16 protein-coding genes and 3 tRNA genes are annotated in these 18,123 nt (G+C 59.3%); 14 read left to right on the top strand and 5 right to left on the bottom strand.

Going from position 1 to position 18,123, the window contains the following annotated elements; genetic code table 11:
* Window positions 1–10: 10 nt before the first annotated feature.
* From ACOGJC_RS11120 to ACOGJC_RS11105, 4 genes are all read right to left on the bottom strand, one after another.
* On the bottom strand, window positions 11–409 hold the full coding sequence (locus ACOGJC_RS11120; protein ID WP_419845060.1) for a hypothetical protein: 399 nt from the start codon (window positions 407–409) through the stop codon (window positions 11–13).
* Window positions 406–978, bottom strand: coding sequence for a hypothetical protein (locus ACOGJC_RS11115; protein WP_419845059.1), 573 nt, complete (start codon window positions 976–978; stop codon window positions 406–408). Before ACOGJC_RS11115 ends, ACOGJC_RS11120 begins: the two co-directional genes overlap by 4 nt.
* Window positions 975–1,739 (bottom strand): TIGR04255 family protein, encoded by a 765-nt coding sequence (locus tag ACOGJC_RS11110; protein WP_419848230.1) that lies wholly within the window; start codon window positions 1,737–1,739, stop codon window positions 975–977. Before ACOGJC_RS11110 ends, ACOGJC_RS11115 begins: the two co-directional genes overlap by 4 nt.
* 117 nt (window positions 1,740–1,856) lie before the next feature.
* Window positions 1,857–3,500, bottom strand: a complete 1,644-nt coding sequence (locus tag ACOGJC_RS11105) for a hypothetical protein (protein ID WP_419845058.1) — start codon at window positions 3,498–3,500, stop codon at window positions 1,857–1,859.
* 315 nt (window positions 3,501–3,815) lie between these two features.
* Here ACOGJC_RS11105 and ACOGJC_RS11100 point away from each other — a divergent pair, with 315 nt between their 5' ends.
* The 6 genes from ACOGJC_RS11100 (at window position 3,816) to ACOGJC_RS11075 (ending at window position 14,519) form a co-directional block, all read left to right on the top strand.
* Entirely contained in the window at window positions 3,816–4,286 is a 471-nt protein-coding gene (locus tag ACOGJC_RS11100) for an NYN domain-containing protein (RefSeq protein WP_419845057.1), read from the top strand.
* Window positions 4,283–6,442, top strand: a complete 2,160-nt coding sequence (locus ACOGJC_RS11095; protein ID WP_419845056.1) for an N-6 DNA methylase — start codon at window positions 4,283–4,285, stop codon at window positions 6,440–6,442. The genes ACOGJC_RS11100 and ACOGJC_RS11095 overlap by 4 nt, the downstream gene beginning before the upstream one ends.
* Window positions 6,443–6,503: 61 nt before the next feature.
* A complete protein-coding gene (locus ACOGJC_RS11090) occupies window positions 6,504–8,612 on the top strand; it encodes a type I restriction-modification system subunit M (RefSeq protein WP_419845055.1) in 2,109 nt (702 codons plus the stop codon).
* A gap of 413 nt (window positions 8,613–9,025) precedes the next feature.
* Complete coding sequence (locus tag ACOGJC_RS11085) at window positions 9,026–9,898, top strand: restriction endonuclease subunit S (RefSeq protein WP_419845054.1); 873 nt, start codon at window positions 9,026–9,028, stop codon at window positions 9,896–9,898.
* Window positions 9,895–12,963 (top strand): type I restriction endonuclease subunit R, encoded by a 3,069-nt coding sequence (locus ACOGJC_RS11080; RefSeq protein WP_419845053.1) that lies wholly within the window; start codon window positions 9,895–9,897, stop codon window positions 12,961–12,963. The genes ACOGJC_RS11085 and ACOGJC_RS11080 overlap by 4 nt, the downstream gene beginning before the upstream one ends.
* 311 nt (window positions 12,964–13,274) lie before the next feature.
* Window positions 13,275–14,519 (top strand): DUF222 domain-containing protein, encoded by a 1,245-nt coding sequence (locus ACOGJC_RS11075; protein ID WP_419845052.1) that lies wholly within the window; start codon window positions 13,275–13,277, stop codon window positions 14,517–14,519.
* Between the two features lie 34 nt (window positions 14,520–14,553).
* Here the strand turns inward: ACOGJC_RS11075 and ACOGJC_RS11070 are convergent, their stop codons facing one another.
* Entirely contained in the window at window positions 14,554–15,063 is a 510-nt protein-coding gene (locus tag ACOGJC_RS11070) for an N-acetyltransferase family protein (protein ID WP_419845051.1), read from the bottom strand.
* Window positions 15,064–15,162: 99 nt separating this feature from the next.
* On the opposite strand from ACOGJC_RS11070, the gene ACOGJC_RS11065 reads away from it, so the two are divergent.
* The 8 genes from ACOGJC_RS11065 (at window position 15,163) to rplK (ending at window position 18,121) form a co-directional block, all read left to right on the top strand.
* Window positions 15,163–15,235 (top strand) — tRNA-Thr (locus ACOGJC_RS11065).
* 42 nt (window positions 15,236–15,277) lie between these two features.
* Window positions 15,278–15,354 (top strand) — tRNA-Met (locus tag ACOGJC_RS11060).
* Window positions 15,355–15,445: 91 nt separating this feature from the next.
* Window positions 15,446–16,051 (top strand): RNA polymerase sigma factor, encoded by a 606-nt coding sequence (locus tag ACOGJC_RS11055; RefSeq protein ID WP_419845050.1) that lies wholly within the window; start codon window positions 15,446–15,448, stop codon window positions 16,049–16,051.
* Window positions 16,048–16,233 carry a hypothetical protein gene (locus ACOGJC_RS11050; RefSeq protein WP_419845049.1) on the top strand — a complete coding sequence of 62 codons (186 nt, stop codon included), beginning with the start codon at window positions 16,048–16,050 and terminating at the stop codon, window positions 16,231–16,233. Before ACOGJC_RS11055 ends, ACOGJC_RS11050 begins: the two co-directional genes overlap by 4 nt.
* Before the next feature lie 72 nt (window positions 16,234–16,305).
* Window positions 16,306–16,378 (top strand) — tRNA-Trp (locus ACOGJC_RS11045).
* A gap of 45 nt (window positions 16,379–16,423) precedes the next feature.
* Window positions 16,424–16,729 (top strand): preprotein translocase subunit SecE, encoded by a 306-nt coding sequence (secE, locus tag ACOGJC_RS11040; RefSeq protein WP_419845048.1) that lies wholly within the window; start codon window positions 16,424–16,426, stop codon window positions 16,727–16,729.
* Complete coding sequence (gene nusG, locus ACOGJC_RS11035; RefSeq protein WP_419845047.1) at window positions 16,726–17,655, top strand: transcription termination/antitermination protein NusG; 930 nt, start codon at window positions 16,726–16,728, stop codon at window positions 17,653–17,655. The genes secE and nusG overlap by 4 nt, the downstream gene beginning before the upstream one ends.
* Window positions 17,656–17,695: 40 nt before the next feature.
* Window positions 17,696–18,121, top strand: coding sequence for a 50S ribosomal protein L11 (gene rplK, locus ACOGJC_RS11030; RefSeq protein WP_419845046.1), 426 nt, complete (start codon window positions 17,696–17,698; stop codon window positions 18,119–18,121).
* Window positions 18,122–18,123: the final 2 nt, after the last annotated feature.

Raw genomic sequence — 18,123 nt, 5'->3', positions numbered from 1 at the left:
GAGGGCCTCGCTAGGGACGCCATATCCCGTTTTCCATCGCAATCTTCTTGAGTTGCTTGGCCTTCTTGTCGATTGCACTTCTGCCGAAGATTCGCAGGTCGATATAGGCATGGCCGTACGGCACGTCATCGGCACAAGAGTCGTCTATGGCGCGAAGCCCGAGACTTTCGATTTCGGACACAGTGACGAAACAGCTACCAACGGTCTCATTCGGATAGCGGGAATGAGCCTCCTCCCTAGAAATAATGGAATCCTTAGTCGTGGACACCATCTTGCTTCGAGGCTTGAAGACCTCGGACGTGATCGTCCTCCCATCTTCGCCCAAGAATCTAGGATTTATCTGACGCCTCAGTTGTTCGGCGAGATCCGTGATCTGGACTTCCCCATCCGCCAGTTCGGGCCAGCTCACTTCACTGGTGTGCCTGTGAGACCACCCAACCAATCCCTCATGTACTTTCTGTCAACTCGGACGTTTTCCTCATACCGGTGTTCGTCCGTTGTCGCATCCCAGGAGGCAAATGTTGCGTATTCGGACGAGTCGCCGAATTCAATGGACGCTTCGACCTCGCCTAGCGACCACTCCATAGAGACTCCGCCATCTACGCACGGGAACACGTGCGGCTGAGGCAGCCCGTAGAATCGGACAGCTGACGCGAGCTTCCAAACTCCTTGGATCGCTTTCTCATGCGGTGCCGTCCCCGCCTCGCCGTCAGTGTCGTACCAGCCGTCGTCAAGTTCCTTGAGCTTTTCGATTTCCTCATGCAAAGTGCTGATGGGCTCCAAAAGGATCGGAATCCTCACCAGAGCGTCTCTACGGCTTCTCCTGCGCACGGCAAAGGGAAACCACAAATTGAATGCCGCAGGGACCACAATTCTGAAGGGGTCAGTAATGGTCTCGAGGCCCCACGGAAAGTACCCGCTTTCACAGTCGTCAACGGGGTGCGTTTCGACTAGGAGACCTGCTGCTTGGCTATTCATCGTCTTCGCCCCCAAGTCTTGTGTGCTGATGGTGTGGTGAATGAAGCAAATCCTCGAACGATCCACTCATGGGCGAGGTCCATGAATTCGAGAGCGCCTTCCAAATCAGGTGATGACGCAAGTCCCCTAGCTGCGAGATAAACCGCGAGGACGCTTTCGTCATTGACTCCGACGGGGCCTGCTTGGATGTCGAGCCACTCCCCTGGATCAGGTATGTGGAAGTGCAGGTAAGTGGCAGCGATCCCGGGTTCGGGAAGAAAGTCGTCGCTCATGATGCCACCCCAAGGAGCCAGTATCTCGGGCGTGTCCTCAGCGCTTTGCCAGCCGCTCTCCGCGCCGATGTGGTTCACATAGAGAACTTGGCAAACGTCCGGCACCAACTGATCGCCGACAGCAACGTCGAGTCTGTGCCATGCCTCTACGAAGAACTCCCGCAACGAAGCAAACCGAGGATATGCCTCCTCCGATTCGTCTTGAGTCCAATGAACCGCGAGCCGATCATGCTGTACCTGAACCACGCGACTGCCGCCGGGATTGGAAAGCCACAACCTAAGGTTGCCCGCTTCATCGTCTGTCCGATCGAACGCGCCCGGTTCCAGGCCCATCGTCGTCAGGACTGGACGCATTTCGAGGTCGTATCCGGGCCATGCTGCTGCTAGAGCGTCCTCACCGACAGTCTGGATGTCCAGCGATTCTTCGAACTGAACTGAGAGTGCTACCTCGATGACTGGCGGTTGCTTAAAATCCGGCAACTCAGACATCGCCAACGCAGAGTCCTTTCGCTGCACGAACTGCGCACATGCGCTGACATGCTCGCACAGAGTCATTCATGGACGGTGGATTTACTAGTAAATGCTACCACTCTCTGTCAAAATTCGTTACGGAGGCAATGGATAGTCACTCGCACCTGCGACCTGTCGGCCAGTGGTCGCCCTAGCCTGAGTCTCCCTGAGGGAATCCAAAAGTGAGATTGCCTCTTCGAAGAGGGCGGATATCGCCTCACGCCTGTCGTCGGCGATTTGGTGCTTCTGAAAGACCTGTGTGCGCTTGCGCCCAGATCGGTGCTCGCTGACGTTGCGGAGGTCGTTGATCTTTCTCAGCAAGCCGATGACTTCCTTTAGTTGCTGGTGGCCCTTGTGGGCGAGCCACCGTTCGAGCAGGGCAATGGATTTTTCGTCCTTCTCGCCCTTCGGCAATTCCGATTTCAGTTGCGGGGTGTTGATGCTCTCTACCAACAGCCGGTGAAGTGCCTTGATTTGTTCGCCAAATTCTGTGTCCCCTCCTCGGGATGGGACACGGAGACACGCGAGGAGCTGGGGGTCATCGTCGTCTGGGTCCCTGAACAAGTCCCAGCCCCAATCCATGGCCCAGTCGTCCCGGAATCTCGTGTATGCCGCCTGTAGCCGCCAGGCCGGGGAGTCCGCTTCGGCCCATTGCCCCAGGAGTTGCCGTCTGATTGCAGTCTCGCTGGGGGTCCCATCGGGCACGAAGATGTTGTGGGTGAGCCAGTGGTGGCGTTCCTTTTCAGGCAGATCGCGCCCGAGGTCGCCCAGCCACACCGTCACATGTTCGGGATGGTTGTTGTCCACACTCACACCCCACAGGCCTCCGCAGGCAAGAAGGCCGTCGCGCACTTCGTACTTGGGGTCGGAGTAGTAACGGTCAAGAACCTCTGGCTTGAAGTACACGGGCGTCAGATATTGGGGTGCACCGGGATTGAGGTCAAAGTAATTGTCCAGGGCATCAGGGTCGCAGGTGCTCTTGATGAGATGGCCCTCTGGAGTCTCGCCAATGACGAACTCCTGAAAATCCTCATCATCCTGCTTGTCGAACGGCCACTGTCCACACTCGGACCGCGGCGGAGGCAATATCAGCTTCTTACCCATCAGCCAGGAGAACTTGCCACTAGTCCGTCTGTTCTTGCGTATAGAGAGACGCAGATAGTGGTCTTCGCCCTTGATCTCATGGTCCAGCACGGGGTCATCGCAATATTGGGAAGTGGTAACAGTCGAATCTATGTACCTGACGAGCACGAGCTGGACCGCCGCTTGAAACTGCCTCAATAGCTTTGTGCGTATCCGAACTAGATCCACGCTCACTTCACATGCGACTTCCTCGCTCCCGTCACGGTGCAGCTTCTTGTAGACCCTCCCGTCGGTGTGCCACAGGTTGTGATACAGGCAGAACTCTTGGAGCAGCTGAGGGAGCATTTCAGGCAGGACTCCCAGGTGGTCTTGGATGATGGCTATTGGCTTGACGCCGTGGTCTCCGAAAGAGCAGTCGTAGTAGACCTCATCATCCGCATCCCGCCAGAGCGACGGGCCGCCTCGCGCCAAATGGATATCCCAGTCGCATTTCTTCAATAGATCGGGCACGGAGGGCAGTGGCGCGAATCCGGCAAACAGGGCCAGGTCACCGCCGCGGTAGACGGTGGTCCAAGAACCCTCGTCGTCAGCAAAAAAGTCCTGCAGTATTCGCTCCTGGTGGAGTTCGTCCGAGGGCAACGATTCGATAGTGGTCACCAGCACAGCCTAAGCAGCAGGTGTGACAGTTCGGCCCTCCATGGGTGCTGACCAGGCGGAAATTGCTGATGCACCATTCCCCGCAGAAATCAGGCCCACACGATCAGTATTCGATCTCTCGGTGCGGCAATAGATAGCGATCGGATTTCCGCGCGCGGATTCTCGGTGGAACTCCCCCGCGTGATTCGGTGCAGATTTCCGCGCGCGGATTCTCGGTGGAATTCCCCCTGTGATACTGAACAAGATTCCCCGTGTGATTTTATTATCTAGTCTTGTGACTTGACAACACATACTCCGCGTGATAAACATCCTCCCATGAACAGCACAGGCGAGCGATCGCTTCATCTCATAGACATAGAAAACCTGACTGGCTCACCGAGCCCTTCCCGTGAAGGTGTCCGGTGGTACCAGCTTGCATACGAAGCGTTACATATTGGTCCTGTTGACCAAGTCGTCGTAGCTTGCAGCCACAGAGCAGCACCCAACGTTCGGTTTGGGTGGCAGGGAGGGCGCCATTTGTGGCGTTCAGGAAAGAACGGCGCAGACCTCGCTCTCCTTGCAGTCATCGAAAAGGAACGAGTGGCCGAATGCTTCAATTCGGTGATTCTTGCATCAGGAGATGGAATCTTCGCCGACGCGATAGCAAGGCTTGGAGAACAAGAAGTGGACGTCACCGTGGTGTCGCGACCCGAGAGCCTGTCCAGATCTCTGCGCATGGCTGCCAGTCACCACATACTTTTCCCATATCCCCCAATCGAACTTGACATGCTCGGGACCCCCGCATGAGTGACCTCCCTTCACGCACCACCGTCAACATCAGGGACATTGCAGAAATCACTGGTTTTAGGCCTTCTGCCGTGGGCAACTGGCGCAAGAGACACTCGGATTTTCCAGTCGCAGACTCCAGCGGCAGATTTGACCTCAGCGAGGTCGAGCGATGGCTGATTGAGAACGGGAAGATCGATTCTCGTGTGCCTGCCACATTCGCTCGGCGGTCGTTAATCGACAGCTTGCAAATGTCCGGCCTGCACACAGACGAGATAACCGAGCTCCTTGTGTCAGTGCTTGTCTACCTGGAAGCAAGCGATACATCGTATCGCTCGAGCCATCAATCCTCTGTTGAGGTGACCGTCAGCGAGAACGACCGCTGGACGCGATTGCGTCAGTTTCCAGCAGATGAAGTCGGTGAGAAGTTGTGCGAAGCCGCGAGGAGTATCGAGGAGGAGAACCGAGCGCTCAAGGGGCTGCTCGCAGACGGCCTCTCTGCAGCTCCAAAATTACCTGGCACACTCCTGGTGTCGCTGATCGAGAATTTTGACGCAACAAACAGGGAAGGCACTCCCAGGTTTTCCCAATTTGATGATGTCGTCAGCCGAATTGGTAAGCGTGACCGCTTTCGGGGTGAGCACTCAACCCCAGCCGACATTGCAATGCTCATGATTCAGTTGGCTGGCCAGAATGCCAATACGGTGTGCGATCTGGCCTGTGGGGAAGGCGGTCTGCTCTCTTCTGCGGCGCTCAGCCTTCAGCCAAGAAACTCGAAGCCAATCAATCTGGTTGGCTTCGATGTCGATGAAGGTGCTCTAAGGGTCGCTAAGTCTCGCTTCCTCATTCAAGGCGTAACCGCCGACCTTCGCTTGAGCGACAGTTTCCGGGTACCCCAAGAGGAGCTACCCCTAGCCGACATCGTTCTCCTCGATCCACCCCTTGGCCTCTCCAGCTGGGGAGATGCGGACATCTACATGGACAAGCGGTGGAGGTTCGGAGCCCCCCCGAGATCCAACGCAGACCTTGCCTGGCTGCAGCTTGCCATTCAATGTCTTTCAGAGAGTGGAGTCGCGGTAGTGGGCACCTCTACTGGAACAGCAAGCCATCGCAGCGGACCTGAGGCAGGAATTCGCAAGGCGATGCTTGAAGAGGGAGCCATCAAGGCTGTCATCCAACTACCAAGTCGAATGCGCTCTGAGACATCAGTCCCCATATTCCTATGGGTTCTCCAACCCCCGCGACCCGGTGCTGACAGCGTGCTGCTCGTTGACGCCTCGACTCTTGGCACAGCCAGTCGTTCCCGGCACAACTTCGACTCGGAAGACATTCATCGAATCGCACGAACACTTCAAGCACTTGAAGCAGGCACAACTGAAAACGACGAGATTGCTCAAGTAGTGAGCATCGCCGAAATAATCAATAACGATGCGATCCTCGAACCAAAGCAGTACCGGCCCATTCCCGAGTTCGACACCGAGGATGCCCAGCGTCGATCCAGGGAGTTGAGAGAGAAGCTGCCGGAAACCACCGAAATCGCAACGTCAGCAATTGAGCGACTCCCATTCTCGAACGAAAAGTCAGGAAGCAGGGATTCGGCGATTACCCGTGCTCTGGAGGAGGTTGCGGACATATACATGGGAACAAACGCACCTGAGTTGGAAGACCCAGAACACGGAACCCTATTGATCGGCCTCCGAGAAGTTTCTTCTGGCGGCACAGGCACGGCCAGGTATGTCGACAAGGAGAGCTCGACTAGGCCGCCTGTAGAAATTCGAGAGGGTGACGTAGTCGTAGCCCTCAGGGGCGATGTCGGAGGTTCGATCCTGGCCACTAGGCATCACCAGGGAGCGGTCCTCGACCAAGGGTGTGCACTGATACGCCCGAATCACGAGGAGGTCACTGCTCCGTGGGTCTATCTCTGGACACAGTCCCAGCAGTTCAGAGATCGAGTTTCCCGAGCTTCAACCGGCGCGACTACGCCATTTCTCAGTTCTAGAGCGTTGGCCGACCTCGCAATTCCTATTCCCTCGGCTGAACAGCTAGACGAGGCTGAACAGCTGTTGGGCCGGTTCGACGAGGCTCTGAAATGGGTTGGCGAGTTGCAGTCGGACCTGACGGCACTTCGGAGACTTGAGGTCGACCTTCTGATCCCTCAAGAAAGTGGCACTGAATGACGAGGTGTGCAGCGTTGTCCTTGGCCATAGCATCCCCCCTTGGGTTGGGAGGTAGAACCCTGTGAATGCCAGTACGCACCAGCAGCTAGCGAACTTCATTTGGAAGATATGCAACTTGCTACGAGGGCCCTACAAGCGCAACGAGTATCGGAAGGTGATCTTGCCGTTGACAGTGCTGCGGCGGTTTGACTGCGTTCTCGCGGACACCAAGCAGGCTGTGCTCGCCGCCCACCAGCAGCACGCCGGCCAGCCGGATACTGTCCGCGAGCAGCTCTTGGAGGCGGCCTCGGGGCTTCCGTTCTATAACACGTCCAAACTCGATTTTGACCGGCTGCTGGACGACCCGAATCTGCTGGCTCAGAACCTCAACGCCTACATTGGCGGCTTCTCGGAGAACGTTCGGGAGGTAATCGAACGATTCGGGTTCGTCGACCACATCGCCCGCATGGACGAGAAGAACCTGCTGTACGAAGTGGTCAAGGCATTTGCCGGGGTGGACCTGTCGGTAGAGCGCGTCGACAACATGCAGATGGGCTACGTGTTCGAGGAACTCATTCGGATCGGGGCTGAGCAGTCCAACGAGGAGGCCGGGGAGCACTTCACACCACGAGAGGTCATCCGGCTGATGGTCAGCCTTTTGCTGTCGCCCGAGCGCGACCTGGGTAAGAGCCATGTCGTCAAGACGATCTACGACCCCGCCTGCGGCACCGGCGGGATGCTGTCGGTAGCCGAGGAGTATCTGCTGGAGCACAACCGGGAGTCGCGCCCGATCCTGTACGGACAGGACCACAACGACGAAGCCTGGGCCGTGTGCAAGTCCGACATGCTGCTCAAAGGGCAGGACGCGGACAACATCATTCGTGGGAACACGTTCACCAGCGACGGTTTCCAGCGGCATCCCGACGGGAAGCCCTGGAAATTCGACTACATGCTCGCCAACCCGCCCTTTGGAGTGGAGTGGAAACCGCAGCGCCAAGTCATCGAACGTGAGCACGACACACTCGGATACGACGGGCGCTTCGGCGCTGGCACGCCGAGGATCAACGACGGGTCGCTGCTGTTCCTTCAGCACATGTTGTCCAAGATGCAGCCTGTCGACGAGGACGGTGCGGGCGGCAGCCGCATCGCCATCGTGTTCAACGGGTCGCCGCTGTTCACTGGAGACGCTGGAAGCGGAGAGAGCGATATCCGACGCTGGATCATCGAGAACGACTGGCTGGAAGCGATCCTGGCCCTGCCCGACCAGATGTTCTACAACACCGGCATCTCCACCTACATCTGGATTCTGACTAACCGCAAGGAACAGCACCGCAAGGGCAGGGTGCAACTCATCGACGGTCGCCAGTTCTTCGTGAAGATGCGTAGAAACCTTGGCGAAAAGCGCAAAGAGCTCTCCCCATATCAGGTTGACGACCTGACCCGAATCCACGGCAACTTCACCCATGGCGAGACCCGCGAATTCACCGACGAAGACCCCGTTACGCATCAACCGCGCACCCGCTCTCTCGCCGTGAGCAAGGTTTTCGACAACAGCGACTTCGGCTATCAGAAAATCACTGTAGAGCGGCCACTGCGACTGAACTTCGCCGCCACCCCGGAGCGCATTGCCCAACTAGAAGACGAAAAAGCGTTCGCCAATCTGGCCACTAGCAAGAAGCGTCCAGGCCAGCAGCATGACGACGAAGTAGAGGCAGGCAAACGCCGCCAAGAGTCGATCCGAGCGTTGCTGGATGCAATCGCAGAGGAGACGGACGGCGAGGTCATCGACGACCGAGACGAGTTCCTCGAAGTCCTCCAAAACGAAGCGAGCGCTGCCGGTATCCGACTGTCAGCGCCGGAGCGCAAGGCCGTCATATCAGCACTCGGAAGACGAGACCCTGGCGCAGCGATCTGCAATGACAGCAAGGGCAATCCCGAACCGGACACCGAGCTGCGAGACACGGAGACCGTGCCGCTAGGAGTGGAAGTAGACGACTACATGGCCCGAGAAGTGATGCCCCACGTTCCCGATGCATGGGTGGACCACTCCAAAACCAAGTTCGGGTACGAAATCCCCCTCAACAGGCACTTCTACGTCTACGAACCACCCCGCCCGCTCGACGATATCGAAGCCGACCTGCAAGCACTCGAACACGAAATCGTCGGAATGCTCGCAGAGGTCACCGCATGACTTGGCGCGAAGTCCGAGTTGAGCACGTCGTACAACCAGTACGGCAAGCTATCGACCCACGCGAACTAGATCATCCCATTATCGAGCATTACAGCATCCCCTCCCTGGAAGAAACCGGCCGACCAGACCTGATTCCTCCAGATGAGATTCTGAGCAACAAGCAACTTCTTGTAGGCGGCGAGGTCATGGTGTCAAGGCTCAACCCCCGTAAGGCTCGTGTTCTACGAGTTCCTCATCATTTGACTTATCCTGCAATAGCGAGTGGCGAGTTCGTCATAATGAATGCAACCGCCGTAGATGCTGACTACTTGGTGTACTTGCTGTTGTCAGAGGAAGTCCGACAACATCTCCATTCTTGTGTGCAATCGGCTACGAGAAGCCACCAGCGCATACGACCTGAACATTTATTGAAGATGTCGCTCCGCATACCTGAGAACGATGTCCAGGTCGCGATAACTGCCTATCTTGACCAAGAGACTGCGAAGGTGGATGCTCTAGCAGCGAAGAAGCAGCAGTTGATCGAGCGGCTCGCCGAGTATCGGACAGCGCTCATCACCCGGACGGTGACCAGGGGGTTGCCGCCTGATGTGGCCGAGGCGGAAGGGTTCGACCTGCCGCCGCCACTCATACCTTCAGGAGTGGAATGGTTGGGAGACGTGCCTCAGCACTGGGATGTCGTCGAGAATCGCCGCTTATTCCGTGAGCGCGATGAGCGATCAGACGACGGAGAAGGTGAACTCTTGACTGTCTCTCACATCACGGGTGTCACGAGACGGTCGGAGAAGCCGGATGTTGGCATGTTCATGGCTGAGAGCCTGGAGGACTATAAGCGCTGCTACGCCGGAGACTTGGTCATCAACACCATGTGGGCGTGGATGGGCGCTGCTGGCACGGCGAAGGAACCGGGCCTCGTGAGCCCCTCATACAATGTGTACGTACCGGACCACCGGAGGCTGCTGCCGAGGTTTGTCGACCTGGCCTACCGATCATCTAGGTATGTGCTTGGGATGACTTCGGAATCGAGGGGTATATGGAGTTCGAGGCTAAGGTTGTATCCCCAGCACTTTCTATCGCTCGTCACCGCGGTGCCGCCCTTGCGGGAGCAGGAGGCGATCATCGCGCATGTTGATGCTGTTGAGGCGCGGCTTGAACGACTCAGCGAGATGGTTTGTACAGCAATTGAGCGGTTGCAGGAGTATCGGAGCGCACTCGTCACAGCTGCAGTGACTGGGAAGATCGACGTGAGAGACTTCGCCGCAGTCGAGACAGAAGGCAGCGCAGCGTGACTAGCCAGACGGACGAGAGGGACTTTGAATCGACGATTGAGTCGATGCTGGTCAAGGGTGGCTGGCACAAGGGCGATGTTGGCGAGTGGGATGAGGAGCGGGCTGTGTTCCCTGTCGGCGTGGTCGGATTCCTGCGGGCCGCTCAGCCTGAGTTGTGGGGCCAGTTGGCGGCGCAGCACGGTGAGAGTCTGGCTGAGATGGTTGTGGACCAGTTGGCGAAGCAGCTTGACATCAAGGGGACTCTTGGGGTGTTGCGCCAGGGCTTCAAGTTCCAGGGCAAGACGTTGCGGATGGCGTTCTTCAAGCCGGCCAACAAGCTCAACCCTGATGCCATGGCACAGTTCGACCTAAACGAGCTCACGGTGACGCGCCAGGTTCGGTGCCATCCCGGCAAGGGCGACACCATTGATTTGTTGTTCGCTCTCAACGGCGTGCCGGTAGCGACCTGCGAGCTGAAGAACCCGATGACGGGTCAGACGTGGCGCAATGCCATTCGTCAGTACAAGGAAGATCGCGACCCCAACGCTCCTGTGTTCAAGTTCTCCAAGCGCGCCCTGGTGCATTTCGCGGCCGACACCGACGAAGTTCACATGGCCACGCGGCTGGCAAAGAACAAGACTCGGTTCTTGCCATTCAACCGGGGCAGCGCCCCCGGCGATATCAGGTGCGGGGCAGGCAACCCAGAGCATCCGTCGGGCTACCGCAGTAGCTACTTCTGGCAGGAGGTTCTTGAACGCAACCGTTTCCTAGACATCTTGGGCCACTACGTGTTCATCGAGCACCGCGACGAGAAAATCTACGGCGAGAGCGGTGCACGCACCATGAGGCGGGAGACGTTGGTGTTCCCCCGCTACCACCAACTCGACTCAGTAGACAGTCTGGTGGAGACGGCTCGATTAGAAGGGGCTGGGAACAACTACCTGATCCAACATTCGGCGGGTAGCGGAAAGACAAACAGCATCTCGTGGCTGTCGCACCGGCTAGCGAGCCTGCACACCGACACCGACGACAAGGTGTTCGACTGCGTCTTGGTCATCACGGATCGGCGGATCCTCGACCGGCAGCTTCAAGACGCCATCTACCAGATCGAGCACGCCCAGGGTGTCGTACAGGCCATCGACGAGGACTCAAAGCAACTGGCCCAGGCTCTTGTGGACGGGACGAAGATCGTGATTACAACCTTGCAGAAGTTCCCGTTCGTCATGCAGGGCCTGCTGTCCATCGCCGGCGCTGGGTCTCCCGAAGAACTCAATCGAGATGAGCAGTTCCAAGCAGAAGAGTGGAGACAAAACATCGCAGGGCGGCGTTATGCGGTGATCGTCGATGAGGCGCATTCCAGTCAGACCGGGGAGAGTGCCCGCAACATGAAGGCGGTCCTGGGCAAGCGCTCACGAGCAGCTTTGGAAAGCGTTGAGGACTGGGAGGATGGACTAAATGCTGTGGTGGAGTCCCGCGGCCCGCAGCCGAATTTGTCCTTCTTCGCGTTCACCGCCACCCCCAAGGGCAAGACCATTGAGCTTTTTGGACGGCACGGAGCCAGCGGCAATCCCGAGGCGTTCCACGTTTACAGCATGCGTCAGGCCATCGAGGAGGGTTTCATCCTCGACGTGCTGCGGAACTACACCGACTACGACACTTACTACAGGATCGTTAGTAGTGCCCCCGATGATCCCGAATATCCGGTGCGCCGCGCGGCCAGGATCCTCAATAGGTATGCGCTAACCCACCCCGAAACTCTTGCCCAGAAGACCGAGGTCATTATCGAGCACTTCCGCGCCAACGTCAGGCACCGCATGAACGGCAAGGCCAAGGCGATGGTGGTTACGTCGTCGCGGCTCCACGCCGTGCGCTACATGCGGGCTTTCGAGGAGTGCATCGGTCAGAAGGGATACACCGACATTCGCCCGCTGGTCGCGTTCAGCGGCACCGTCACCGATCCCGACACCGGTGAGGACTTCACCGAGTCTGGCATGAACACCGACGTCGTGAGCGGCAAGCCGATCAGCGAGTCAGCGCTGCCGGCCCGCTTCGACTCGCCCGACTACCAGATTCTCCTCGTGGCCGAGAAGTACCAAACAGGCTTCGACCAGCCGTTGTTGCAGGCGATGTACGTCGACAAGCGCCTCGATGGAGTTCAGGCCGTGCAAACCTTGTCGCGTCTCAACCGGGTCGCTCCCGGCAAGAGCGACCCGTTCGTGTTGGATTTTGTCAACGATCCCGAAGACATTGGCGCGGCTTTCGCCCCCTACTACGACCAGACCCAGCTAGAAACCCAATCAGACCCGATTCTGCTCGACGGCCTCAAGTACGAACTCGATGAGATGCAGGTGTACCACCACGACGAAGTGGAGCGGTTCGCCCAGGTGTACTTTCAGCCTTTCGACAAACGCCAAGACGGCGACCACGCGCGGTTGGTATTGGAACTTCAGCCCGCTGTCGGCAGGTTCAGGCACCTCGAAGAGGACGAGCAAGCTAGGTTCCGCGACCGGCTCGGAGCGTTCGTCCGGCTCTACGCCTTCATCAGCCAGATCATCCCGTATGCCGACAGCGACCTCGAACAGCTCGCAGCATTCGCCAAAAGGCTGCTGCCCAGCCTCCGCGACGACATGATGGAGCAGCTGCGCCTTGAAGACGAGGTTGAGTTGGAGTACTACCGCCTACAGCATGTCTCCACTGGGGCGATCGACCTCGACGACGAGGGAACAACGGTCAGGAGCCCTATCGAGGTGGGCACCGGCCGCACCGAGGAAGACGAGGCCCCGCTTTCAGAGATCATCGCCAACCTCAACGACCGATTCGGCACGGCTTTTGACGATTCAGACCGGCTGTTCTTCGAGCAGATACAAGAAGACGGGGTCAACAACGAGAACATCAGCCAGACTGCCGAAGCCAACCCCTTCGAGAAGTTCGAACTCGCCATGCGCCAAGAACTGCCGAAACTGATGATCGAGCGCATGGCCGACAACGACGAAATCGTCAAACGCTGCCTCAATGACCCCGACTTCCGAGAAATAGTGTTCGCCGGATTAGCCAGAGGCATCTACGAAACAGTCACTGCCCAGTAAGAACAGGTGACCTAGCGAGTCACCGCGACCAAGGCGAAGGACTCACATCAGCGGGTGCCCATGCTCGCTTGGCAAGGTGAAAGAGGTTCTGGCTGTCGATCAGCACAATGGTGCGCACAAAAAACACCCGCCCGGGGATGGATCGAAGCGATCCGTCCACCGGGCGGGGAATGATGGCTGAAGGGTAGCGCGAGAACGCCCGGACATCAACGAGACACCGCCAACCCCCATTGGCTGCGCGTGCCTACTTTTCGGATTTTCTGATCATTTTCAAGGCGGATTGTGTCACTGGGGTTGGTATAATCTCATTTATGGAATTTACGTTGAAACCCAGCACAAACGGCTCTGGCGCTGGTGTCGGTGCGGGCTTCGGGTTCCCGGATTTCTCTGAGGCGGGCACTTCGGAGTTGTTGGGTTTGATGGGGCAGGCCGATCTGTTGCGCCGTCGGGCCGAGGGCTATCTGGTCGGGCTGGTCGCCCGCTATGGCGAGCTGGAGGGGCCGGGCGCGGCTGCGACGGTGTGCCATCAGTTCGGCATAAGCGCGTATCGGGCCCGCCAGTTGGCCAGGACGGCCCAGGGCGTCGCGGCCATGCCCGAGGTTTTGGGCGCGGTGCGCGACGGGCGCATCTCCGCCGATCAGGGTGGGATGGTGGCCGAGTCGCACAAGCGGGCGCCGATGAGCGAACAAGACCAGCAAGAGCTCTTGGACTTGGGCGGATTGCAGGACCACGACGAGTTCAAGAAGACCGTCGCCGTCCGCGAGGACCAGCGCCGCGCCGACGACGGCATGGGTCGAATCGAACGCCAGCGGGCCCGCCGATCCTTCAAGGTATTCGACGGCACCGACGGCATGGTCGTGTTGCACGCCGAGATCGACCAAGTATCCGGCGATCGGGTCAAGATTGCTCTTGGCGCGATGAGCGACAAAATGCTCGTCGACGACATCGCCTACGACCCCATCCGCACCTTCGAGCAGCGCAACGCCGACGCACTGGTAGCGCTCATCACCCAACAACCCGCCGACAACGCCAACCCCGCAGTGGTTGCGCCGGGCGGCGGGACCCGCCCGCAGAAGACTGTGCTGGTGATCTCCGCCGACTACGACGCCATCGAGGGCCGGCTGAAGAACGCTGGGCTCATCGACGGCACTCCTATCGAGCTAGACGAGCTCCGCCGCCTAGCCTGCGACGCCGACATCGTGCCGATGATCTTCGGCGCCGAAGGGCAGCCCCTCTACGTGGGCAGAGCCCAAAGGGCGGTCACCAAGGCCCAAAAGCTGGCCCTGTACAAAAGAGACCGCCGCTGCGTGGGCTGCGGCCTCAGACCTCAGGTGTGCGACGCCCACCACATAATCCCATGGGACCAAAACGGGCCCACCGACATCACCAACCTGGTGCTTCTGTGCCCCCGCTGCCACAAGAAAGTCCACAAACACGGCCACACCATCGAACACGACACCGAAGCCAGCCGATACCGCCTCCAACCCCCGCCCCGCCCCAGCCTGCCCCGCCCCACAACCCACCCGCCGCCCGTTGAACAGCTGACCGCCGCCTGAGCGGACCCGGGACCCGCAACGAAATCTGGCTAGGTCAGATATTCCACTCTTGCAGCATGAGCTGCATCACGGTTACATCAATCCAGCGGCCGAACTTGCGGCCTACTTCGCGTTCGGTTCCGGCTATTTCGAATCCTACGGATTGGTGGACTGCTATCGAGGCCTGGTTACCTCCGGAGATCCGGGCGATGATGGTGTGAAAGCCGTGGTTCTGGGCCAGTCCGATGATCTCCACCAGGAGAGCCCGGCCGATGCCTTTGCCCCGGTGGTCCTGGTGGACGTACACCGAGTTTTCCACGGTGGTGTTGTAGGCGGGCCGGGTATGGAAGGGCGACAGCGACGAGAAGCCCAGCACGGTGTCATCGTCGTCATCGGGGGTGGCCACCAGCACCGCGTGAACCCCGCTGCGATCCTGCAACCAGTTGCGCTGGGCGGCCAGGGTGCGGGGCTCCAGTTCGAAGATGCTGACCCCGTTCAGAATCTCGTGGTTGACGATCTCCCGAATGCCCTCGGCATCAGCCAGCCTCGCCGCTCGAATCGTCACCGGCTGCACCGTACCGCCCGAAATCGCCCCAAACCGGTTTTCCCGTCGGAGGCACGAAGTGGCAGTATTTTCCTCTTAGAGGGATAGAGTTCCCAGCCCGCCTCCTTAGCTCAGTCGGCAGAGCGTTTCCATGGTAAGGAAAAGGTCGAGAGTTCGATTCTCTCAGGAGGCTCAGGGTCTCTCAGGCGGCTTTCCACCGCTCAGGAGGCTCCGAGGCGGCGTAGCTCAGTTGGTAAGAGCGCTCGACTCATAATCGAGAGGTCGCCAGTTCGAGTCTGGCCGCCGCTACCACCCACTCTTTCGCCTCCCGGCGGGGCGGCTATAGGCTGGCCCCATCGAACCCGCAGCATCTCGCGAGCCGATTTACGAAGACACCGAATTGGTGGAAGCCGCCCGTCGGGGCGACCGGGATGCGTTCAACGAGCTGGTTCGGTCCACCTACCGCGACACCTTCGCCCTGGCCTATCGACTCACCGGCAACCGGGACGACGCGGGAGACGTGGTGCAAGACGCCTACGTTCGAGCCTACCGGGCGATCCGCCGATTCCGGGGTGACTCCAGCTTCTCCACCTGGATGTACCGCATCACCAGCAACTGTGCGTCGACCCATTTGAGCCGCCGAACCCGACAGCGCACCGAGGAGCTGAGCCACGACGCCCCCATCGTCGACCTCCGTCCCGAGCAGGACCCGAGCCTGCGGGCCGAGGCAGCGATTTTGCGCCACCACATCGACCGGGCAGTCCGATCGCTGCCCGAGCGTCTGCGCCAAGTGGTGGTGCTGCGCGATCTCCACGATCTGTCCCACAGCGAGATAGCCGCCGAATTGGGGATCACCACCTCCGCGGCCAAGGTCCGACTCCATCGGGCCCGACAACGGCTTCGCTCCGTGTTGCAGCGCACCACCGAGTTGGGTGCCGGTCTCGCGGCACCCCCGATGAAAGACGAGCCGATCAAAGACAAGCCGACGAAAGACGAGGAGGCCTCATGATCAAAGACGCCTCTCGGTCTTTCGATCACCAGGCCCCGGCCGAGGCGCCTCCCACCCTCGTGTGGAAAGTTATGGCCCGCCTCGACCAGTACGACCGCCGCCGCCAGCTCATCAGGCGCTTCCTGGCCGCGACCACCCTGGCTGTGCTTACCGTCGCTTTCCGCCGCCGCACCCGGCGATAGCGGAACCCAGACCACAGTTTTGCATTGCGGGTTGCAACCCTCGGCACGGTAGCCTTGGACAACCCCTGACAAAGGGCAGTGGCTCAATTGGTAGAGCACCGGTCTCCAAAACCGGCGGTTGGGGGTTCGAGTCCCTCCTGCCCTGCGCAAGCAATTCCGTCTCCGCAGTGCCAGGTGCACTGGAGTCCTCATGAGCGACCTGAATAGACAACAGAAGAGGATGGCCAAGAAGCAGGGCTTCGTCGATGAGCAAGGCGACCCAGTCCGCGAGCGCCGCCAGCAGCGGAACCAGCCCCGCCCCGGTGAGGAGCGGGTCGGGCCCACCCAGTTCCTGCGCGAGGTCCGCGGTGAGCTCCGCAAGGTGTCTTGGCCCCGACGAGAGGAAGTAGTCAACTACTCCATCGTGGTGCTGGTGGTCTTGGTGCTGCTCACCACCGCCATCGGCCTGCTCGACTGGGGCTTCAGCGAGGCAATCTTGAAGTTGTTCGACCGATGAGCCCTGAAGTAGACGAGAGCGAGATGACAGACCTCTTCCCCGCAAGCGCCGACCCCGTCGCGCCCGAGGCCGATGCTGACGGTGCCGACAATGCTGTCGAGGCCGTCGACGCGGCAGAAGCAGCCGCGGCCCTGCTGCCCACCGGACCAGTTGCCCAACCCGAACCCGTCGGTAGCGACCAGGCCGAAGAACTCGCACTGCCCGACCCCCTCGCCAGCGACCAGGCCGAAGATCTCGCACTGATCGGCGATATCGCTGCGGAGGACATCGCCGCGGAGGACATCGCTACGGAGGGCGAAGCCGACCACCTCATCGACGCCGACGAATTGGTCTATGAGAAGGCCGAGGAAGAAGCCGAGACCATCAGCCCCTACGACATGCCGGGGAAGTGGTACGTGGTCCACACCCAGTCGGGCTACGAGAACAAGGTCCAGCAGAACATTGAGGCTCGTCGCAAGACCATGGACACCGAGGGCCACATCCATGAGACGGTCATACCCATGGAAGATGTGGTGGAGTTCAAGGGCGGCAAAAAGGTCACCACCAAGAAGAAGATGTTCCCCGGCTATCTGCTGGTTCGAGCCGATATGAACGACATCTCCTGGGACGTGATTCGCAATACCCCGGGCGTGACCGGATTCGTCGGCCACGGCCAGCGGGGCAGCAAGCCGTCGGCCCTCAAGCGTAAGGACGTCGAGAACTTCCTCCAGGTCAAAACGGATGGCGAGCAGACCGTTCGCCGCACCAAGCCCCGCCTGCTGTACGAGGTGGGCGAGACCATCCGGGTCAAAGAGGGTCCGTTTGCCGACTTCTCCGGCGAAGTGGCCGAGATCAACGAAGACCAGCTCAAAGTAAAGGTCTTGGTCAACATCTTCGGCCGAGAAACGCCGGTCGAACTCGAATTCTCCCAAGTCGCCAAGCTCTGAACAAGCTCTAAAGAGGACCTAGCCAAAAAGGGGCACTGCCATGGCTCAAAAGAAGGTAGCCACCACAATCAAAATCCAGATTCCTGCGGGGCAAGCCACGCCGGCACCCCCCGTGGGCACTGCCCTCGGCCCCCACGGCGTGGCCATCATGGACTTCTGCCGGGACTACAACGCCAAAACCGAGGACAAGCGGGGCCAGATCATCCCGGTTGAGATCACCATCTACGAAGACCGCACGTTCACATTCATCACCAAGACTCCGCCCACCTCCTTCCTCATTCGGGAAGCAGCCGGCTTGGAGAAGGGCTCCATGGAACCGGGCCGCGAGGTTGTCGGTGCCATCACCGACGACCAGTGCGCCGACATCGCAAAGATCAAGATGCCCGATCTCAACACCGACGACCTCGAGCAGGCCAAGCTGCAAGTGGCCGGAACCGCCCGCAGCATGGGCATACGAGTGGAATAACC

Origin of the sequence: Candidatus Poriferisocius sp. (assembly GCF_965204015.1) — a bacterium.
Lineage (GTDB): Bacteria > Actinomycetota > Acidimicrobiia > Acidimicrobiales > Bin134 > Poriferisocius.
This window is presented reverse-complemented; position numbering and strand designations above follow the sequence as displayed.

Coding starts and splice junctions, on each gene's coding strand:
- secE (WP_419845048.1), top strand. CDS start 16,424: ATGAGCGACCTGAATAGACAACAGAAGAGGATGGCCAAGAAGCAGGGC.
- rplK (WP_419845046.1), top strand. CDS start 17,696: ATGGCTCAAAAGAAGGTAGCCACCACAATCAAAATCCAGATTCCTGCG.
- ACOGJC_RS11050 (WP_419845049.1), top strand. CDS start 16,048: ATGATCAAAGACGCCTCTCGGTCTTTCGATCACCAGGCCCCGGCCGAG.
- ACOGJC_RS11085 (WP_419845054.1), top strand. CDS start 9,026: ATGTCGCTCCGCATACCTGAGAACGATGTCCAGGTCGCGATAACTGCC.
- ACOGJC_RS11095 (WP_419845056.1), top strand. CDS start 4,283: ATGAGTGACCTCCCTTCACGCACCACCGTCAACATCAGGGACATTGCA.
- ACOGJC_RS11110 (WP_419848230.1), bottom strand. CDS start 1,739: ATGTCTGAGTTGCCGGATTTTAAGCAACCGCCAGTCATCGAGGTAGCA.
- ACOGJC_RS11115 (WP_419845059.1), bottom strand. CDS start 978: ATGAATAGCCAAGCAGCAGGTCTCCTAGTCGAAACGCACCCCGTTGAC.
- ACOGJC_RS11100 (WP_419845057.1), top strand. CDS start 3,816: ATGAACAGCACAGGCGAGCGATCGCTTCATCTCATAGACATAGAAAAC.
- ACOGJC_RS11075 (WP_419845052.1), top strand. CDS start 13,275: ATGGAATTTACGTTGAAACCCAGCACAAACGGCTCTGGCGCTGGTGTC.
- nusG (WP_419845047.1), top strand. CDS start 16,726: ATGAGCCCTGAAGTAGACGAGAGCGAGATGACAGACCTCTTCCCCGCA.